General features: G+C 35.7%; 14 protein-coding genes and 1 tRNA gene. 8 read left to right on the top strand and 7 right to left on the bottom strand.

All coding sequences use genetic code 11. The features are described from left to right. Nucleotides 1-118 precede the first annotated feature (118 nt). Genes HH304_RS11420 through HH304_RS11430 form a run of 3 tightly spaced genes read right to left on the bottom strand, consistent with a single transcriptional unit; the run spans nt 119 to nt 4,492 of the window. On the bottom strand, nt 119-436 hold the full coding sequence (locus tag HH304_RS11420) for a hypothetical protein (RefSeq protein ID WP_169681520.1): 318 nt from the start codon (nt 434-436) through the stop codon (nt 119-121). Between the two features lie 10 nt (nt 437-446). Next, complete coding sequence (locus HH304_RS11425) at nt 447-2,909, bottom strand: YbcC family protein (protein WP_169681522.1); 2,463 nt, start codon at nt 2,907-2,909, stop codon at nt 447-449. Nucleotides 2,910-2,926: 17 nt separating this feature from the next. Then, complete coding sequence (locus HH304_RS11430; RefSeq protein ID WP_169681524.1) at nt 2,927-4,492, bottom strand: proton-conducting transporter transmembrane domain-containing protein; 1,566 nt, start codon at nt 4,490-4,492, stop codon at nt 2,927-2,929. A gap of 82 nt (nt 4,493-4,574) precedes the next feature. On the opposite strand from HH304_RS11430, the gene HH304_RS11435 reads away from it, so the two are divergent. The 3 genes from HH304_RS11435 (at nt 4,575) to HH304_RS11445 (ending at nt 6,273) form a co-directional block, all read left to right on the top strand. Next, on the top strand, nt 4,575-5,474 hold the full coding sequence (locus HH304_RS11435; protein WP_169681526.1) for a LysR family transcriptional regulator: 900 nt from the start codon (nt 4,575-4,577) through the stop codon (nt 5,472-5,474). A 267-nt stretch (nt 5,475-5,741) separates the two neighbouring features. Continuing rightward, complete coding sequence (locus HH304_RS11440; protein ID WP_169681528.1) at nt 5,742-5,981, top strand: addiction module protein; 240 nt, start codon at nt 5,742-5,744, stop codon at nt 5,979-5,981. Beyond that, nucleotides 5,971-6,273 carry a type II toxin-antitoxin system RelE/ParE family toxin gene (locus tag HH304_RS11445; RefSeq protein ID WP_169681529.1) on the top strand — a complete coding sequence of 101 codons (303 nt, stop codon included), beginning with the start codon at nt 5,971-5,973 and terminating at the stop codon, nt 6,271-6,273. Before HH304_RS11440 ends, HH304_RS11445 begins: the two co-directional genes overlap by 11 nt. 347 nt (nt 6,274-6,620) lie before the next feature. On the opposite strand, the gene HH304_RS11450 is transcribed toward HH304_RS11445, so the two are convergent. The 4 genes from HH304_RS11450 to HH304_RS11465 form a co-directional block, all read right to left on the bottom strand. Further along, nucleotides 6,621-6,702 (bottom strand) — tRNA-Leu (locus HH304_RS11450). 68 nt (nt 6,703-6,770) lie between these two features. Further along, a complete protein-coding gene (locus tag HH304_RS11455) occupies nt 6,771-7,061 on the bottom strand; it encodes a putative quinol monooxygenase (RefSeq protein ID WP_169681532.1) in 291 nt (96 codons plus the stop codon). Between the two features lie 42 nt (nt 7,062-7,103). After that, nucleotides 7,104-8,312 (bottom strand): hypothetical protein, encoded by a 1,209-nt coding sequence (locus HH304_RS11460; protein ID WP_169681533.1) that lies wholly within the window; start codon nt 8,310-8,312, stop codon nt 7,104-7,106. Between the two features lie 106 nt (nt 8,313-8,418). Continuing rightward, nucleotides 8,419-9,192, bottom strand: coding sequence for an SAM hydrolase/SAM-dependent halogenase family protein (locus HH304_RS11465; RefSeq protein WP_169681535.1), 774 nt, complete (start codon nt 9,190-9,192; stop codon nt 8,419-8,421). A 92-nt stretch (nt 9,193-9,284) separates the two neighbouring features. Between HH304_RS11465 and HH304_RS11470 the strand changes: the two genes are divergently transcribed. Genes HH304_RS11470 through HH304_RS11490 form a run of 5 tightly spaced genes read left to right on the top strand, consistent with a single transcriptional unit; the run spans nt 9,285 to nt 15,420 of the window. Next, nucleotides 9,285-10,259, top strand: a complete 975-nt coding sequence (locus HH304_RS11470; RefSeq protein ID WP_169681537.1) for a PhoH family protein — start codon at nt 9,285-9,287, stop codon at nt 10,257-10,259. Next, nucleotides 10,252-10,689 carry a GNAT family N-acetyltransferase gene (locus HH304_RS11475; protein ID WP_169681539.1) on the top strand — a complete coding sequence of 146 codons (438 nt, stop codon included), beginning with the start codon at nt 10,252-10,254 and terminating at the stop codon, nt 10,687-10,689. The genes HH304_RS11470 and HH304_RS11475 overlap by 8 nt, the downstream gene beginning before the upstream one ends. Nucleotides 10,690-10,735: 46 nt before the next feature. Then, the gene (locus HH304_RS11480; RefSeq protein ID WP_169681541.1) at nt 10,736-12,727 is read left to right on the top strand and encodes a ComEC/Rec2 family competence protein; all 1,992 of its coding nucleotides are present in this window, start codon (nt 10,736-10,738) and stop codon (nt 12,725-12,727) included. After that, nucleotides 12,724-13,497, top strand: coding sequence for an enoyl-CoA hydratase/isomerase family protein (locus HH304_RS11485; RefSeq protein WP_169681543.1), 774 nt, complete (start codon nt 12,724-12,726; stop codon nt 13,495-13,497). The genes HH304_RS11480 and HH304_RS11485 overlap by 4 nt, the downstream gene beginning before the upstream one ends. Then, entirely contained in the window at nt 13,498-15,420 is a 1,923-nt protein-coding gene (locus HH304_RS11490; RefSeq protein ID WP_169681545.1) for a RecQ family ATP-dependent DNA helicase, read from the top strand. It begins immediately after the preceding gene. Nucleotides 15,421-15,571 lie beyond the last annotated feature (151 nt).

Raw genomic sequence — 15,571 nt, forward strand, 5'->3', positions numbered from 1 at the left:
CCAAATATTGATTTTAGGGAAGCAAATTGAATAAAAAAATGATTGAGTTAATTTGATGAATTGTTTTAAAAAAAAAAGGTGGAATTTTTAACGTCCCACCTTTCTAATATTTCAAATATCAAACAGCCATGGATTCTTCCATTTTGTGTTGTTCCTTCTTATTGGTTACTTTGATCTCCAGGTTAAAATTGATATCTATTTGAGAATCTTCATTGTCGAAGTTATCTAACAGTTCCTGAAGCTCTTTTTTTGCATCCTTCAGGTTTTTAATTTTTTGGGTACTTACACTGGAAGATGTTTCGTGATTTTGCACCCAATCAGATAAAAATTGTCGTTTGTAATCCTGGATTTGATTTTTTATCAAATTTAATATCATAGTTTTTCCTGCCGGAATGTCTAATCCTTTTTCTTCAATGATTACTGCTTTTTTGTTCATAAGAATTGAATTATATAGGTTCAACTAAATATTCTGTTTTATTTATTTTTACTGCCTTATTTTCCTTGTAACTACTCCATGTTAGATTACCGGTATATCGGTGGCTCAGGATACCATTTTGGTCCAGAATCTGAAGAGTCATCCATTCATTGTCGAATAGTTCTCTGATATTATCATGCTTCTTCAATATTTCGGTAATAGCCTCTTTTGGAGCTTCAATGATTACGTTTAGTCGTTGAGGTAAGTGCTGGTAATTATTCCCATCATGTATTGACTGAAGTGGAAGTCCAATCCTTAAGTCTCCTTTGGCTCCTTCCAGAACTCCCAATCCTCCTGTCACATTGTGCAAAGTTTTGTTTCCAGCACCCATACGCTTATTGTCAACCGTACTGGCGTAGTATTGAAGGTTTATCCAGTTCGTAACTACCATTGGAGCAGTCATAATTGTTTCAAGAACTTTAAACTGATGATCTGTCTGCCAATCGTAAGAGTGAAGAAATGCCCGACCATTCAGGTCCATGCCTTTAGTTCTCATTCGTGGCGCAATGATAAATGAGCTGCATCCTGCAAGTCCCCATTCTGGTCTTACCTGTGACCAATCGTTTGCCCTTTGCTTGATTTTTTCATCAACCTGCTTTTTATTAATGCCAAGTCTTGTCGATCGGTTTAATCGTGCATTCTTGCTAGCTTGTGATAATGATGATTTAATTGATTTTAATTCATTTTGATGTGACTCAGGTATAACTGAATCATCAATTATTGTGATTTCGTCAGTTGTAGTGTTATGTAAACAAGCAAGGAAATATGTGTCATCAGGAATGTTGATGTCATATTCTTTTAATGCAGAACGGATTGCCGGATCGTTAAGAATGAGTTGAGCCGTTAGGGCATTGATCTCTCCGGAATTTCCTCCGCATGCACCACAATCAAGTCCTGAAGCATGAGGATTGTTCACACTTGTAGAACCGTGACCTGTGATTAAAACAAAAGGAGCAAAGTGCCTTGTTATTCCCATTGCCGTTAGCGCTGATTTGGCCATTGTAACTCGGTCATTAAATGGTATTCCGCTGATGTCAAGCTTTCCTTGACCCGATAGAATGCTTCCGAATTCTTTCTGCTTTGGACTTTCGATAGGTTTAGTCCATCCAAACGAATCGCTAATCAACTTAGGTAAGTAATAAATTCCTAAAGGACTCACAAAGCTGAACGAAGAAACGGGTCCCGACTTGAATTTTGTCCATGCTTCTTCAAATTTGCCTGATATTTGTCTTGACTTTTTCTCTTTGGCCAGGTCATCTGAATTTACAGTTGTTTCACGAACAGTTGGTCCTGATGGAATTAGTACGGGGCATTGGTTTCTCCCATTTCTATGATTTATTGGTGAATATTTAATTGGGAAACCAAAAAATCCGGCAAATCCTACTGTCTCGATCTGGTCATTTACAGCTTCCAGATTTCTGCGGTAAACTTCCGACCTTACATCAATGCAAAATACCATCTGAGCTTTTGGACGCTGGAAAGTATGATTTTCTTTTGTCTCTGAATGAAGCTTGAATTTAGAAACTAATTGTTCCTCTAATGCAAAATCGTAGGCATCTTGTAAGATTGATTTAGCGTTGAATATTTTACTGTTATCATTCTCATAATCAGATAGATTTAGGTTGTTCAAGTGCTTTTTCCAGCTAGACTCGATTTTATCAAACGATTTTAAGATTGCAGCTTCCCAGCTGACTAAAGTAGCTAAAAAGGCTTTCAGAAAATTGGTGTCACCACCATAAAGGTTGTTTTGCCAATCAACTCCTGAACAATATGATGACCAACCAATAAGTTTTAATAAAAGGGTATGGAGATAGGCCTCAGTATATTCTTCTGGTATCGCTATCATGCGAAGTCCTTCCTGAATAGAAGTTTCGATATCTTCAGGTAAGCTCTTGACAGCATTCCTGAATCCTTTGAAACCCATAATTTCAGGAAGTAGGTCTACTTGTGCATTTTTCTTCCAGTTAGTAAACATTTCCTCTGAACCATTTTTAGATGATTCAGGATTTTTGAAATAGGTGGATATCCAGGAAGAAGTAAACTCTATAAGAATTTTTGGCAAATCGATGTTATACTGATCCTTTGCCATATCAGATAATATCTTTAATGTAGGATTAGTTTTTTCCCTTTCTTCCAGTTTCTGAACTGAATTAATAAACTCTTTTACTGTTGTGTTTATGTTTTTCTTTTCTAACGCTTTTTTTAAGGCGTCTTCACTGATGTTGTTATTTTGATATTGTGCCAGATAAAATGTTATTGGCATATACATTTGAATATTTCCCCGGTCATTTAAGACTTTTGCAGCTTTATCAAATGAAAGGTCAGAAAGTCCTACATAAGGGTTGACTGCTACGCTGTTATCGAGTGGCCATGCCGGAGCGATACGCTTGCATGCCTTATTTATTAATCCTTCAAGTGTTTTTGAATACATCATATTTTTTTGAAGTGTGATTACCTATTTAATTGAGCGTTACCTGAATTAATTATTCGGTCAAAAAGTAGATGGAGGTAAAATCCATTTCTCCGGTATGTTTCCCATTTAATGGATGTGTCGTTGTTTTTGCCTTTGTTATATATCATGTAAAATATGGTGGTCACAAAAAACATCAACATGGCAATAGATATGATTTTAGTTGTGAAGTCTGGTGTTGATAAAACTGGTATTTGTGACTCAATCAGGTGACTGATTGCATTTTCAAAGATGAAAAATGATAGTAGAACGAAACCTGATATTATTATGCTACGCAGCGTGCTTCCCAGTCCATTTCTTACCGAAATAGTTTCCATTGTGAAATATGAAACTCCGGCAAGGATAATTATGCCCAGAATATTAAACTGGAAATTCAGATGCGCGAACCCTCCCCAAAAATTGGCGATAGCTGTAAATATTAAACATGTGGTTATAAAGCCAGTCAGAGTATTCCAAAAGGTTGATGCAGGTTTTGCAGAATTTCTTAATTGATTTAGTCTGTACTTATCGATTGCACTTCCTGACGAAAGAAATGAATGTGCCTTATAAAATGAATGAGCTATGATATGAAGTAATGCTGCAGAGTAAAGACCTAACCCACAGATCATAAGGCTGAAGCCCATATGTCCTATGCTGGAATAGGCTAAACTGGTTTTGATTGCAGGCTGCGATGGAAAAACAATCGTTCCATATAGCGCTGTGATCCCTCCGAAGACAAGTAAAACGACAGGAGCTGTGGTTAAATCCATTAAGAAGGCAAACCGAACAATCAAATATGGTCCTGCATTCAAAATTCCGGCATGAAGCAATGCTGAAACCGGTGTTGGAGCTTCCATTACATCCAAAATCCAACCGTGAAAAGGAATTTGAACTGATTTGATGATTGCTGCCAGAACCAGAAAGAACGCTGAAAGTTCAAGGTATAGTGAAACGTGTTCCTTTGAGATTGCCTTAAGCGCATTGAAAATATCGCCTAAATTCGTGCTTCCAATCTCAAGATATAAAAATGATAATCCTCCCAGCAGGAATAGATCGCTAATTCGAGCAATTATGAATTTCTTTCTTACAACTACCTTCGTTTCTTCTCTGTCATTGTAATAATTGATGAGTGATTGCAGACTAATGCTTGTGGCAACCCATGCAATGAAAAGGGTGATAATTGTTCCTGATACTACCAGTATCTGAACCAATGCTACTGTTGTTAATAATCGTTTCAAAAATAGTGATTGACGATTGTCTCCATTCAAGTAATTCCTACTGAATTTGAACACGATAAGTCCGATTATTGAGACCATGGAATAGATTGTTGTACTGACCGTGTCAAACCGCACTGCAATTATACTGGCATCTACCGCTGGAATTTTAGCTACCAGTTGACCTCCCATGACAAGGTAAATCAGTAATGACGCCGAGCTTAGAATTCCTATACCCAGAAGGGAACTTCCTGTGATAAATACAGGCTTTATACTGCTTTTACTTTTTATGAAAGTAGTCCCTAATAATGCTATCGGGATAAAAGCGGAAATGAATAAAAGTATATCAACCATTTCAATAATTTTTTTGCAAACATAATTACCATAGTTGATAACTTTTTATATATATTTAAGATCATAATCATAATGAAGTTTTATGAACTACACATTGAATCAGCTTAGAGTTTTTCATAAAGTGGTGGAAACCAAGAGTATAACCAGGGCTGCTGAAGAGCTGTTTATGACACAGCCAGCGGTGTCAATTCAGTTAAAAAATTTTCAGGATCAGTTTGATATTCCACTAACCGAGCTTAAAGGCAGGCGTATTCAGGTCACTGATTTTGGTTATGAAATTGCTGCGATAACTGAAAAAGCTCTCGAACAATTACTCAATTTGCAATACAAAACCAAGGAGTATAAAGGGGTTGTAACAGGTAAATTAAGAATAGCTTCAGCATCGACGGGTAAATATGTGATCCCATATTTTTTATCCAAGTTTTTGGAAGACCACCCTGGGATAGATCTGGTATTGGATGTAACAAATAAATCTCAAGTGATTTCTGAACTGAAGAATAAGGAGATAGAATTTGCAGTTGTTTCAGTTTTGCCCGAGGATATAGATGTTGATATAGAAGAAGAAGTATTGATTGAAAATAAACTGTATTTGGTTAGTAAATCAGAATCAATGGTCAAATCAAAACCGTTGATTTTCAGAGAGCCCGGGTCAGCAACCCGGAGAGAAATGGAAAATTATTTCCAGCACAAGTCAAACAGAGAGCGTGGTAGAATTGAGTTGACATCTAATGAAGCCGTAAAACAAGCTGTAATAGCTGGAATAGGTAGTTCTATTTTGCCTTTAATAGGAATAAAGAATGAACTTGTAGATGGAACACTTAAAATTATTGAAAGGAAAGGATTGCCTATCGTTACGACATGGCGAATCATCTGGCTGAAAAAAAAGCAATTAACTCCAGTGGCCGAAGCCTATTTAAAATTTCTTAGAGAAGAAAAAAATAAAATTCTTGAAGAAAGTTTTTCCTGGTATTTGAAAAATTGATTTATATCCTAACCAAGGACATAAAAAAAGCCCTTTCATCAGAAAGAGCTTTTAGTACCAAAGGAGGGAATCGAACCTTTACATGGTGCATCGCTTTTTCAGGCAAACTAGTTAGCCTTTTGCTAATGATTAGGCCTAGACTTATACAGATTATGAAAATTATGATGAGACCTATGGGACATTCCAGGCAATGACTATTTAGGTAGGTGGGGTAATGAAATAAATAAAAATATAATTACCTTTAAGAAATAAATATTTAATGCGCGAATGGATATACATTCTGTTAAAATCGATCTTATTCACTGGCTTACAGAGCTTCAGGACAAATCAATCTTAGAAAAGCTGCAAGTAATTAAAGAACAGCAAGAGAGTTCTTTTAAATTAACTTCATTACAGAAAAAGGAATTAGACGACAGGCTTAAAAAGTACGATGCAGAAGAAATGAAATTTTCCTCCTGGGACAAAGTGAAAGAACGAATCAGGAAGCGCGCAAAAGATGACCTATAATTATCGTTTATCCGAGGAAGCAGAATCGGATATTTATGACTCATATCTTTGGTATGAAAAGCAGCAATCCGGTTTAGGAGAAAAATTTTTGAAAGTGCTGGATGAAGCTGAACAAGCAATTATCACTAATCCCAATGCATATCAAATATTATATAAAAAGAAAATAAGAGCATTTGTTGTCAATCGTTTTCCTTACTTGATTTTATATATTGTAAATGGAAAAAATATTGATGTGATATCAGTATTTAATACCAATCAACATGATGAGAAATGGAAAAAGCGTGTAGAATAATTTAATGCTTTTCCAAGGGCAAGATTGCTTTTTTCAGCAAAATATTATCCGCAATTATCAAACATATCAATTAATTTGATAAGCATTAATTTTTAAGTATTCCTGGATTTTTGATTTTTATCTTTATTTAAATTGAAAAATCATCGAGTCATTGACTTAGCATTTATTGAAGAGTATTATTCTGATGTGATTAATCTAACCGTTAAAGGTTGGTATAACGAATGACATTACAGAAAACTTTAAACATAAGATGAGTTTTTAAGTTGAAAACTCTGAAAGTGTCCCCCAAATCGACCCCTTTAAAAATACAAAACCCTGATAATCAATAAAGATATCAGGGTTTTTAGTACCAAAGGAGGGAATCGAACCCTCACTCCCGAAGGAACACGAGTTTGAGTCGTGCGCGTCTACCAATTCCGCCACTTTGGCTTGTTTGGGATGCAAATCTGATTAAAGATTTTTAAAACATCAACACAAATCAAACAAATTTTATCAGGCTATCCTATTTTCTTCTCGTAACTGTATGCCTGAGGTTTGTCGTTAAACAATACTTTTGTTTTTGCCCAGGTATTTTTAAATAGTTCAGAATGCCTGTATTGCTGTAGATACTTGTCTTCCTCCCATAAGCTATAAGTAGAAAAAACATTGGGTGTATCCAGATCCTGAAGTAGCTCGACATGCAAGCACCCTTCAGAAGCTTTAATCTTATCCTTGCTAGACTTGAATATTTCTATAAACTCTTCAGTTTTTGAAGGATCAAAACTCATTCGGACTATTCTGATTAGCATTTTTTGCTTAAAAATAAGTTTAACAGTCCGTAATAGCACTATTTATTTAGCATAAACCCTGATCTGGTCTATGTCATCACCATTGATTCTTGAGTGCAGAACCTCTGATCCAAACTTTTTCAGTCCGATTCCATTTAGTTTAAAGAGTTTTTTCTGATCTTTTTTGCTTTGTATAAATCGGGTTATTCCGGACAACAGTCCTCTGGTAAATAAATAGTCTTCTGTTCGGTTTTCAGTTTTTACAGATCCAATTTGAGAATTAGATTCGAAATTGTTTTCAATTGTAACAATTAGCTCTGTATTATCTTTGTAAGAATCTCTGATAATTCTTCCATAGCCAAGTGCATTGATGAATGCTAACAGGCAATCTGCCATGTCTTGGTTTCTATGAATTAATTTATCTGTTAATCCTTTCCATTCTGTTGATCTATATAAGTGTTCAAAAAAGTGAATGAAAAGATCTGAGATCTGTCTCACATATTTTTTATTTAAAGGAACTCCCTCTAAGTCTTGGGTGGCCACTTCAGCTACCAAAAACGGGAAAAGAGCAATGTAATTACTGAAAGTCTTTGTTAGTTTATTGTTTAGAATGTGGATTTCACCATTGTGGTCACCATAAAATGGCATTGAAATTACAGTTTCGGAGATAATGCCAAATTCATTATCATGCCCGGTAGTTTGTGCAATCTGGAAATTTCCCCATTCAGGCGATTTGTAGCAAAAAGGATTTTCTTCAGCTACCAGTTCAATGTTATAAAGACAATAAGTGTCTCCAGTATTTTTGCAAGATAATTTCTGTGAAACGAATGTTTCCTCTTCGCCTAACTCATAAGCTGCACCCAGAGCTCCACATAAAACTCCCATAGCATATGGATTTTGGAATGGCATGAAATCCCCTGTGCTTTTACATAAAGATGTTGTAATTACCTCACCACCTGTTTTAGAAATTGATGACAAATCAATATTTCCTAGACCACTATCCTTTATATATCTTGATATTATAAATTTCTTTTCAGAAAAGCTGAATTCCTTGTCATTGAAATATTTCACAAACATATTCCTGGACAGCTCGGAGGCATAATAGAATAATCGTTTATTTATTTCATCTTGCTTTCCGGTTGATTCGATAAGCTTTTCAGTAACTGAAAACCATGCGTTATCAATAACAATTACCGGCTCGGTAAGGTGAGAAATATTTTGCTCTTCGTTTATTCTTTTGTCCTGGATGATCTGTGAAAAAGTATCTGACATAGTTAAAAAGTTATAAGTGCAAATATGGATGTCAGCTCCTAGGGAAAAAAATCAAAACAAAATCAAATTATATCAATGTATGGTTTAGGGTATAAACTGAATTATGTTAGTTATTTTCGTCAAAAAGAATACTCACAGGGCTGTCAAAATCCAGACCTAATAATTCAGAAGCATTGCCTTGCGAAATACCTATTTCAAGCACTCCATTACTGTTAAAAAGTGTGAAGCACTCTCCGGGTTCTATCTCATTGTAGTTTTTGAAGACTTTAGAATGCTTTTCCCTGCCAAAAATGATAGTGAATTTTCTTTCTTTCGAGAGAATATCAAAATCTTGTTTGAGAATATTTGTTATAAGATTGCCAAAATGATCTACATGTATGACATGTCCCTGAATTTGTTTTTTTGATGCTCTGGAGGTTCTATTGAGCAGTTTTCTCATTTCTGGCTTACGTGGTCCGAGGTTATGTATTGTTTCTCCGCTAGCCAGCTTAGCCGCAGCTTCTGCCAATATGTTTTTTTCAGGAAAGGTAGATTCAGCTCCTACTGCAAGTTCGACAACCCCCATTGGCATTTGTTGAGAAAGCAAACTAAAAAGTCCATTATCTCTACCTACAAAATACTGGTCTTCAAGTTTGATAGCAATCATCTCATCATCGCCTTGCTGTCCTCCTGCAATACAAACCAAGTGAACTGTGCCCGGAGGAAACTCACGATATACATTATTAAGTATGTAAGAGCAATGGATCAGGTTGTGTTTTTGGATAGCATGAGATATGTCTACAATCTGTAAACTTGGGTTTACACGAAGCATTTTTGCCTTTACGGCTGCTACATAATGATCGGTGTTACCAAAATCTGACAGAAAAGTGACTATTGCCATACGAGGGTTTAAATTATTGATTAATTTTGTTGTGGCAAAACTAAAAATTTTTACCTAGTATTCAGTATTGAACCATATAAATTGAAAATCATTTGGTAGAAAAAATTATTACTCTTGAAAATGTCTCGCTCATTGATTTTTTGGGGGTTGACAACCAAAATATAAATGAAGTAGCTGCTGCTTTTCCTAAAAGTAAGATAATTTCGCGTGGCAATGAAATCAAAATAAAGGGAAATACTTCTGAGATTCTTCGCATTAATGATATTTTAAATGCTCTTGTAGCTCATTATCATAAATATGGAAAAGTTACTTCTGATAATGTCAGGGTCTATATCCAGAAGGAAGAAGAAAATGTTGCAGCTGCAGCTACCGATGGTGTTGTAATTTATGGAACAAAAGGTTTTAAGGTAACTCCTAAAACTAAAAATCAAAAGGTACTGGTAGATAAGATCGTTGGCAATGATATGATCTTTGCAATCGGTCCTGCAGGTACAGGTAAAACATATATTTCAGTTGCCCTCGCAGTAAGAGCACTAAAAAATAAAGAGGTAAAAAAGATTATCATCACTCGTCCGGCAGTTGAGGCTGGTGAAAATCTGGGATTTCTTCCTGGTGATTTAAAAGAGAAAATTGATCCTTATCTAAGGCCGATTTATGATGCACTGGATGATATGTTGCCTGCAGAAAAGCTTTCGTATTATCTTGAAAACAGGGTTATAGAAATAGCTCCTCTGGCCTATATGAGAGGTAGAACGCTTAACAATGCTTTTATCTTACTCGATGAAGCCCAGAATACCACCACCATGCAGATGAAGATGTTCCTGACAAGGATGGGACCAAATTCGAAGTTGATAATTAATGGTGACCGTTCCCAGATTGACCTTCCAAAAAATCAACGATCAGGATTACTTGAGGCAATTTCTGTTTTGAAAGGAGTAAAGGGAATAGAATTTATTTATTTCGATGGTGGAGATGTGATCAGACATAAACTTGTAAGAAGTATTATCGAAGCATACGATAAAGCTTCTGAAAAGAAGAAAGAAGAAAAAGAATCTAAAAATGATTAAAGTAAAACATGTTACTGATGATCCTCAACTGGATCAGGTATATGCCATCAGGAAAAAGGTTTTTGTTGAAGAACAGAATGTGGAACCTGAAGATGAGTTTGATCAATTTGAAGAGACGAGCAGGCATTTTCTTGCTTATTATGATGACATACCTTGTGGTACAGCAAGGTGGAGGTTTACATCAAACGGAATTAAACTTGAGCGTTTTGCCGTACTTGAACAATATCGTGGTCATATGGTAGGACATCATCTTGTTGAAGCTGTGATCAGAGATATAATGGATCATCCGGAGTCTAAAGGAAAACAATTGTATCTTCATGCCCAGCTACCAGCTGTCTCACTTTATAGCCGGTTTGGGTTTACCAAAGAAGGTGAACAATTTGAGGAATGCGATATTATGCATTACAAAATGATTAAGCCTGCCTTTTAAACGGCTAGAATTTTAATAGTTTCTCTCTTGCTATTATATTTCAGGCGTGAATATAGATTTGCGCTTTCAGCCCTTTTATAAACTATTTCTCGCCTTATCTGCTGGTATTTTGCTGGTTAGAACTGGGGTTGTTTCTCCTGTTAAATATCAGTTCTACCTCCTGCCGGTTTTTCTATTTCTCTTCTGGATACTCAGATATATTAATTTACCATTAAAACCAAAGATCAGTTCTATTTCCATCTTAGGTCTTGCACTATTATTAACTATTGGTATTGTCGTTGGCGAAGCTTCAAAAGTCGAAGATGTTAGTTACGGTTCGGATGAATGTGTTTTTGAAGTATTGTCAATTCCGGAGGTGAAAAATGGAAGAATTTCAGTTGGTGCCAGACTTATAAATCATGAAAAGGAGCCCCAGGTTTTATTAAATGTAGAGGGAGATGATGCCGAAAGGTTATTGTTACCGGGAAATATCCTTCAGGTAAAAACGAGTGTTTTCATGCCAGAAAGAATAAATCTTCAAGGTGTATTCGATTACCAAGGTTATTTGAAAAATGAAGGGATTCAAGGAGTTACTTATACTTCAGTAGATAAACTTATTTTAAGAGCTACCAAAAATGATCTTATAACCAGGGTAAAAAGATGTGTTTACTTTGTCAGGTGTGATATCCGGGAAATACTGATACAGTCAATAAATGATTATGATAGCAGGTCAATTCTGGAGGCTTTGATTTTAGGAGATAGATCTGGTATTGATAATGAACTTTCAGATCAATATGCCAGGCTTGGTCTTCTCCATGTCCTTGCAGTTTCCGGAATGCATGTAGGATTTGTTTTTATCTTGTTGTCCGGGCTGCTAAAACTATATCTTAAATACATCAAAAAGGGAGTTTTTCCATTACTTGTTTTTGGAATCCTTGTTTTGTGTAGTTATGCAATAATTAGTGGGGGAGCACCCTCTGTTTGCAGGGCTGCATTTATGTTTTCTTTAATCTGGATTGGTAGCTGCCTGAAGAAAAAGTATTCAGTTTTAAATGCTGTATTTGCATCAGCTTTCTTTTTATGTTTATTCGATCCTTCAAATATTTTCAGGCTTTCATTTCAGTTGTCATATGCTGCAGTAATTGGAATTATTCTTTTATACCCTGTACTCAGAAGAATATATAGATTTAGCTACAAGGGGTTAAATATTATTGCTGATATCGTTAATGTTAGCCTAGCTGCACAGATCGCTACTTTCCCACTGATGATCTATCATTTTGGCTATTGGTCACCACTTTCATTGTTAGTAAACATTCCGATGGCTGTTTTAATACCGTTTTATTTATATAGTGGGTGGGTTATTGTTTTTTTATCTTTTCTTTTTAATAGTATCCCTTTTTTACCCGGGCTTTTAGAGAGAATTATTTTCTGGCAACATCAAATAATGGATACGATCTTTAGCTCCAGATTTGTTTTTAATTTCCCCCGACCGGATAGCTTAGCAATTTTAATTTTTGGCATTGGTATAATATTTCTGATTAACCTTTTAGCTTCCGGAAATAAAAGAGCTTTCAGGATTGTTGCAATCTCAATGTTTTCATTTTTAATAATCCAGACATTAACCAAGCAGTATTTCAATGCGGAACAAAAAATAAAATTAGTGAGGTTGAATGATGAGTTATTCGTGTTGGATAGTAAAATGAATATTGCAACTCATGTTTCGGGAAGCTCAATGGAGGTGTCAGATTTTGAAAGATCGCTTCTTAATAGTGTTAACAGATCTTCAGGTGGATGTGGGGATATAGAAATTTATAAGGGCAAAACAAATCATAAAAGTACACTTCTTGTCAGTAGAAATAAAAATGAATTATATAAGTATTACCTGATTAATGAGGAGCTTGACAGTGGAATGTTGAAAGACATTTGTAAAGTTAATCCGGATGCAGTTATATTGTCTGAAGATCATTTACAAGATAGTATGTTAATCACTGCCATTGAGGAAAAACGGATAAACATATTAACTTTGGCAAGATTTCAATCATTAACCCTAACCAGATGAAAACAATTATAACGAATATTGAAGGACGTACAGGAATTATTACGCTTAACAGGCCTGAGAAAAGAAATGCCTTGAATCAGGAACTGGTTTCTGAATTGAAAGGACAGCTTTTAGCCTGGCAAGATGAGCCTTCAGTAAAAACAATTGTTATAAAAGGAAGCGGAAAGGCCTTTTGTGCCGGTGCAGATCTTGAATACCTTCAACAACTACAGAAAAACACTTATGAGGAGAACCTTGCAGATTCAAATCACTTGAAGGAATTATTTTTTATGATCTATGATTATCCGAAAACAATCATAGCTTGTGTTCAGGGGCATGCAATTGCCGGAGGCTGCGGATTGGCAAATGTATGTGATTTTACGTTTTCTGTTCCTGAGGCAAAGTTTGGTTATACCGAAGTAAAGATCGGTTTTGTACCTGCTATGGTGCTGGTATTTTTAATCAGGAAAATCGGTGAAGCCAGAGCAAAGGAACTATTATTAAGTGGAGAGTTAATAACTGCAGAAAGAGCTGAGATAATAGGTATAGTTAATAAAGTAGTTGATAAAGATGAGCTGGGTGAGTACGTATTGGAATTTGCTGAAAAGCTAAATAATACGAATTCAGGAGAATCAATATCTATTACTAAAAAGATGATTCACAAAGTTCAGAATATGACAATTGATGAAGCGTTAAATTATGCTTCGGAGATGAATGCTAAAGCAAGGGCTACTGATGATTGTAAAACGGGAATTGATTCATTTTTAAGTAAAAAACCACTAACCTGGTAAATGACGCCGGAAGAGATATTACGTAAATATTGGGGATATAGTGAATTCAGACCCAAACAACGAGATATAATCGGATCGTTGTTAAATGGGAAGGATGTACTTGCTTTACTACCTACCGGGGGAGGCAAATCTATATGCTATCAGGTGCCGGCGTTATTAATGCCAGGACTAACCGTAGTGATCTCTCCGCTGATTGCCCTGATGAAAGATCAGGTAGAGACCTTGAAAAGGCTTGGAATACCGGCTGCTTCAGTTCAATCTTCGATGTCAGGCAGGGAGGTAGATGTTATTCTTGATAATGCAGTTCACGGCGCGATAAAAATACTTTACGTATCACCCGAACGAGTACATACCAAACTTTTTATTGAAAGAATGAAAAGGGCGGAAGTGTCTATGATTGCAGTAGATGAGGCTCATTGTATATCTCAATGGGGTCATGATTTTAGGCCTTCCTATCTTCAGATAAAAGATATTTTCGAATATATAGACCGATGCCCGGTAATTGCTGTGACAGCAACGGCAACTACGAAGGTAAGAGAGGAGATATCTGAACTCCTCGAGCTGAAGTCTCCCGATATTTACATGGGGTCTTTTGCAAGAACTAACCTTTCTCTTTCGGTCAGGACAGTTGAGGATAAAGAAAGAAAGCTAGAAGAAATTCTCAAGAAGATCCCCGGTTCAGGTATAGTCTATGCAAACAGCAGAAAGCAGACAGCAGTAATCGCACGCTATCTTTATACTCATAATATTACCGCAAATTACTATCATGCAGGTCTTAAAAATGATGATAGAAATGTAAGGCAGGATGATTGGCTTAATAATCGTATTAGAATCATTTCTGCAACAAATGCTTTCGGTATGGGGATTGACAAGCCGGATGTGAGGGTTGTTATCCATTATGATCTTCCCGGTGTATTAGAAGGTTATTATCAGGAAGCCGGAAGAGCTGGGCGCGATGGAAAGAATTCCTTCGGTGTTCTTTTATTATATCCGAATGAAACCAGACAATCATTAGAGCGTTTTGAGGCAATGTTTCCGGATCTTCCTTATATCAAAAAGGTTTATCAGGCAATTGCTAACTTTTATAAACTTGCTATCGGTTCAGCCGAGTTTGAAAGTTATGATATTGATCTCACCCGTTTTTGTGATACTTATTCCCTTGATGTTATAAAGACCTTCAAGGTTCTGGAACTCCTTTCAGAGCATGGTTTGATGGAGCTTAATGCAGCATTTCATACGCCATCTAAAGTTAAGTTTGAGGTAAGCCATGAGGAGATGTATAAATTTATGATAGCCAATTCTGCATTCGAGAAGTTGTTGAAAACAATACTCAGGATGTATGGGGGAGAGATTTATACTCAGGTTATTGTTATTGATGAATTTAAAATAGCACAGGCTGCAGCTGTGCCGGTTAGTGAAATTCATAGTCTTCTATTAAAGATGTCAGAACAGAATTATATTTATTATGTTCCTAAAAATGATAATCCGAAAATAACCTTTTTAACTCCGCGTCTTGATGTAGAGAAGCTTCCAATCACAAAAAAAATGCTTGAGAATCAAAAGGAGATTGAAAAAGGGAAGATAAAGGCTGTGATTGATTATGCTGAGATGAAACAAGGCTGTCGGATGCAATATCTGCAGGAATATTTTGGTGAAAAAGATACTGAGCCATGTGGAAGGTGCGATCTATGCCTTGAAAAAAAGAAGCTTGAAAAATCCAGGTCAGAAGAAGAGCAATCTTTGGAAAATGAGATTTTAGATATACTCTCCACTGAGTCAAAAACAACAGATCAATTGGTAGAATTAATCAATTTTGTTGATAAGAAGTCAATAGAAATTATTGTAAGACAGTTAATTGATTGGGAAAAGATTCGAATTGATCATTCAGGAAGGTTAACCATAGTAAATTTCGATAATCATTGAAAAGTGCAATTTTATTTGGGTGTTAGTGTCTGAATGGTAATATATTTTATGTTTTAGTGATATTGAGTTATAATATTTGCATTGTTCGCATTGTATTTTATTAATTTTTTAATTTAATATCTGAAGAAATTTAAAATATTGCCAAAAAAGC

Origin of the sequence: Marinigracilibium pacificum (genome assembly GCF_012926615.1) — a bacterium.
Lineage (GTDB): Bacteria > Bacteroidota > Bacteroidia > Cytophagales > Cyclobacteriaceae > Mangrovivirga > Mangrovivirga pacifica.